Source organism: Bradyrhizobium sp. 199 (assembly GCF_023073355.1).
Classification (GTDB): domain Bacteria; phylum Pseudomonadota; class Alphaproteobacteria; order Rhizobiales; family Xanthobacteraceae; genus Bradyrhizobium.
This window is the reverse complement of the sequence record NZ_JADPJI010000010.1, coordinates 1-4451: the sequence shown is the minus strand read 5'-3', so window position 1 is coordinate 4451 and position 4451 is coordinate 1. Positions and strand designations below refer to the sequence as shown.

Genomic DNA, 4451 nt, shown 5'->3' with positions numbered 1-4451 from the left:
GATCGGTGTGAGGGGCGGGGGGAGCGGCAGTGGGCCTGAGCGACATCAATGGCTCCGTTTCAGGGTCGATCCAATACGAACGGCTACGGCCCAGTCCAAAGGGCGTCGGCCCGCGAAGTAAGGGACCCTGTCTCCCGAGCACGTCGGATCGTGCGCGATCAACGGCCTGTCGATGGACCGTGATGACCCAAATGGGTTAGGCGCAGGATCATTTCCTGGCTGATAATAGCTGCCACTTGGAGGGCAGAGGGGAAGCCTTGACGTTGTCGCATTCGCGGCCTTGGAGTTGCGGCCTATCCGAAATCATGACCTGCCCGATAAGCCGCGGATATCGATGCGCTTTTGGTGATCTTCGGCCTTCTCCTGTTCGCGACTTCGGCGGCCGCCCAAGGGAATGGCCTTCGAGGCTCTGGAGCGATACCGGACAGCCTGCTTTAAGCTGCAGGCGGCGATCCTGGCGGACGAGGCTACGGCGCTCCAGATCGGCGACCACTTGATCGACTGGATTGCCGACTGCAAGGGCAATATCCCCGCCTGCCGGGAGACGCGTAAGGCCATACGCCGGGCAAAGAGGGCGTCGCCCTCGACTGCTTGGGCAGGCTGCAGTCGCATGAGGCGGCGTCAGTCGCCCACTCGCTCTACCTTCAGATAACATCGCCATTGCCCAGGTATATCGAACAGCGCTGCTAGAACGGACCGACCCGGGGCTCGGCAGGCGAATCTGGTTGAGGAGCCCCTACCCCGTCCAAAGTATCATCGGCTGTAGCCAGGCGACGCTCACCCTCGGATTGCATCACGGAGTTGGAGTCCGTCTAATGAGCCCATAGAGATTTAAGGACACCGGTTTAAACGTGTTGAACTCGATAATTCTGGTTGGCTATTCTTTGCGCCGGTGAGCACCTTCTAGATACCAAGCCCTTTTCGCCACAAGGACGTATTTGCATCATCATGAGACGCAAGATCGCCGCCATTTTCGCCGCTGACATTGCCGGCTATAGCCGGTTGGTTGCCGAGGACGAGGAAGACACGCTCCGCAGATTCAAGGCCTATCGGAAGGTCACTGACGAATTCATTGCTGAGGCGGGAGGACGAATTTTCAACACCGCGGGCGACGCGGTGCTTGCAGAGTTTCCCAGCGCGGTCGACGCCGTGCGATGCGCGATCGACATCCAGGAAAGCCTCCGGACCAGGAATAGCGCCTACCCTCCAAGCCGGCATATGAGCTTCCGCATCGGTATCACGATTGGCGACGTCGTTGAAAGCGATGGCGATCTGCTCGGCGACGGCGTCAACATTGCAGCGCGCCTCGAAGGCCTGGCGGAGGTCGGCGGAATCTGCGTTTCACGCGCGGTTTACGAGCAGGTTGCAAACAAGCTCTCCGTCCCATTCGCAGACATGGGAGCGCAGCCGATCAAGAATATGGCCCCGGTGCACGCCTATATGGTCGGGAAGCAGTCCGAGGATGGCGGACCGAGCAAAGCCGGCAATTCGCCATGGCACATTCTTCTCGGTGTGTTCAAACCGGCCGCCGGCCAAAATGAGATTGGGGTCACCAATCAAGGCTGGTCAGCACGGCTTAGGGCGGCATGCGACGGGCAAACACTTCGAGAAACTCTCGTCGTATTTCTCGCACTCGTTGCGCTCGGCATAGCACCGGGTCTGGCGGTTCATGCTCCAGCCGGCATGCTGACGTACGGCACTATTGCTCTGCTGAGCAGCATCGTCGTTTTTCTCGCCATGTGGCTCGTTGATCGAAGACTGCAGCTCAGTTGGGCAGACCGCGGCAAAGCGGCGCTGGCTTTTGGGGCGGTCTGCTGGCTTGGGACGGCTTCTATTCCCCTACTTCCTTATGTCGGATTGAGCAGCTACGAGGCCGAGTACATTGGGCAAATGGAGCTTTCTCTTCTTCTTGGCTGCGTCGCGGCGACCGCGGCCTTATGGCGACAATTCCGAGGCCGAACGATTCCGGTCGCATTACTCCTCATTGTAATCCTCCTCAGCTACCGCTACGCGCTCTTCCACTTGTCCTCCGGAGCGTTGTCTTTCATCATCGTCCCGCTTCCCGTCGTACTCGTGTCATGGCTGTTGGCCACGCCGAAATGGCGCGTGTCTGCCCTCCTGGACGTGGTGATTATCGCGACCGTATGGCTTATTCCGTTCGCGACATTGCTGCTACTGAGCGCACTATCAACGCTGATAACGCTTGCATCCATTTTACCAGGTCTCTCTCCGATCTATGTTTTGGCAATGGCGCTGCCAACTGCGTTGGCCTGGCCAGCTATCCGTCTGGCTCGGCCTGGCTTCACGTGGCCGTCAGCATCGGGCGCGATGGTCTTTGATGGGCCGTTGAAGACTGGAGCCGCTGTCCTTGCGGGACTGTACGCTGTGGCCTTCATCTGGACCTCGGCGGAACGCAACGCTCCGCTCTCAAAATGCCTCACTTCAGTTGAGGCGTGCAGTGCCGTGATCGATTCCATCCAAGCTAGCGCCGGGGATCGCATTAAAGCCCTGGAGTCCCGCGCCTCGAGCTACGAGAGTGATTCCAAATGGGATCAGGCGATCGCCGATCGATCGAAACTGATTGAACTCGATCCCAAGAACCCTGAGCGATATACCGCACGGGCTCACCTTTGGCGCCAAATCGAATCCTATGATCAGGCGATCGGCGACTTGGATGCCGCGGTAGCGCTTCAGCCGACTAACTCTAGCCTTTACTCGATCCGGAGTGATCTCTGGACCAACAAGGGAGATGACGCTCGAGCACTGGCAGACCTGGATCAGGTCGTCCGCCTGGAGCCGTCTGCCGAGAACTTCGTGAAACGCGCCAAATACAATCTCGAGCAAACGCGCTTGACGGCCGCGATCAGCGACTACAGCACCGCTATCAAAATGGACCCGAAAAACGTCAGCTATCTCGAAGCCAGAGCTGAGGCACTTGCGAAGAAGGGTGACGCTGCTTCGGCGCAGGCCGACTATATGTCGATCATACGCCTGTATGACGCCTCCATCGCAAGCACACCAACAGTGGACGCCTTTCTCAGCCGGGCGGACATCTGGAAACAGCTGAAAAACCATCAGAAGGCTATGGCCGACTACACCTCGGCCATTCGTCTGGATCCGAGCTACGGCTTCAACTTCGATCGCCGGTATTGGCTTGTGCAGAGCATGACGGACGATCCTGTTCGGATCATGAAGCAACTCGATGAGTTCGTATCGAAAGAGCCATTTGCGGACAACTACCGCATCAGGGCGGAAGCCAGGGACGATAGCGAGATCGACAAGAGTCTTGCAGACTACGATCAGGCAATCAGACTGAAGCCCGATACTATCGACTTCCGGTTCGCTCGAGCCGCCTTGCTGGAGAAGAAGGGCAATCTCGCCGCGGCAATCGCAGATTACGATCGGGCCATTCAGGCCAACCCCAAGGATGCCAAAGCGCTCTATCGGCGAGGCATGGCTAAATCGAACAAGGGCGATCGGACGAGCGCAGCCGATCTTGCCGCCGCCAGGGCAATCGATCCTGAGATAGACAAATGACCGTTTGCTCTTGCTCGGCGTAGCGGAAGGTAGCCGGCAACGTTTTCAGTTCAAATGAAGAAGCTTTACCAAGCTTCAAAATTTAATCTGAGTTTTGACTGAAAGAGGTACAAGTGTTCTCAACAAGAAGCTCCGTACTTGCTAGGGCCGTAGCTTGCCTGGTTTTCATGCTGTTGACCTTCGCTAAGGCCAATGCCGATCGAGCGGCTCCGGACGGGCTCGCGATGTCCACACTTAGAGTGTGCAACAAGGCCGGAGAGAAAGTTTCCGTGGCGCTTTCCTATCGCGACGCGAACGAGAGCGAGTATTTCGTCGTGCGAGGCTGGTTCAACCTTGATGACGGCGAATGTACCTCGCAGCGCGTGGTCAGCGGGTCGGCCTATGTGTACGGCGCATCTGACACGGGCACGTGGGACGGATCGGCCCCGATTTGCATCGAGCGCCAGCAATTTATGCGCATGCGGACCCCGAACTACACGTGCGGACCCGACGAGCTGAAGAACTTCAGAGAACTGAACGTTGTCACTGGGACGCTCACGTTCAACCTGCTTGACGACGACAGCGATGACGACGAGGAAGAAAAGGGCGACTGAATTTGGTGGAGCCAAGTCAACGTGCTGATGTTCGTCGGCATCTTTTCACGGCTGATCCCGTCGCAGGCCCTGATGTCGGCAATCCCCGAGCAAAGCCAGCGCGGCTCGTTCAGCGCGGTCAGTGCATCGCTGCAGCAGCTCTCCGGCGGGCTCGGCTCGGTGCTCGCCGGCGCGATCATCGCGCAAGGGTCCGACGGCTCGCTGATCCATTTCGACCGGATCGGCTACGTCGTCGTCACCACGACGATCGTCACGCTGGTGATGATGTATTTCGTGCAGAAGGCGGTGGCGGAGCGGGCGGGGAAGCGGGTGGTGTGAGGG

2 protein-coding genes and 2 pseudogenes are annotated in these 4451 nt (G+C 58.4%); all 4 read left to right on the top strand.

All coding sequences use genetic code 11. The annotated features are described in order from the left end of the window. Positions 1–948 precede the first annotated feature (948 nt). Positions 949–1467 (top strand): annotated as a pseudogene (locus tag IVB28_RS27530) (adenylate/guanylate cyclase domain-containing protein); the annotation flags it as partial. Next, positions 1441–3537: a tetratricopeptide repeat protein gene (locus IVB28_RS29545; protein ID WP_346730774.1), complete on the top strand. Its 2097-nt coding sequence runs from the start codon at positions 1441–1443 to the stop codon at positions 3535–3537. The pseudogene IVB28_RS27530 and the gene IVB28_RS29545, both read left to right, overlap by 27 nt. Positions 3538–3704: 167 nt before the next feature. Continuing rightward, entirely contained in the window at positions 3705–4130 is a 426-nt protein-coding gene (locus IVB28_RS27520; RefSeq protein ID WP_247530407.1) for a DUF1036 domain-containing protein, read from the top strand. Positions 4131–4145: 15 nt separating this feature from the next. After that, positions 4146–4448, top strand: a pseudogene (locus tag IVB28_RS27515) (MFS transporter); the annotation flags it as partial. Positions 4449–4451: the final 3 nt, after the last annotated feature.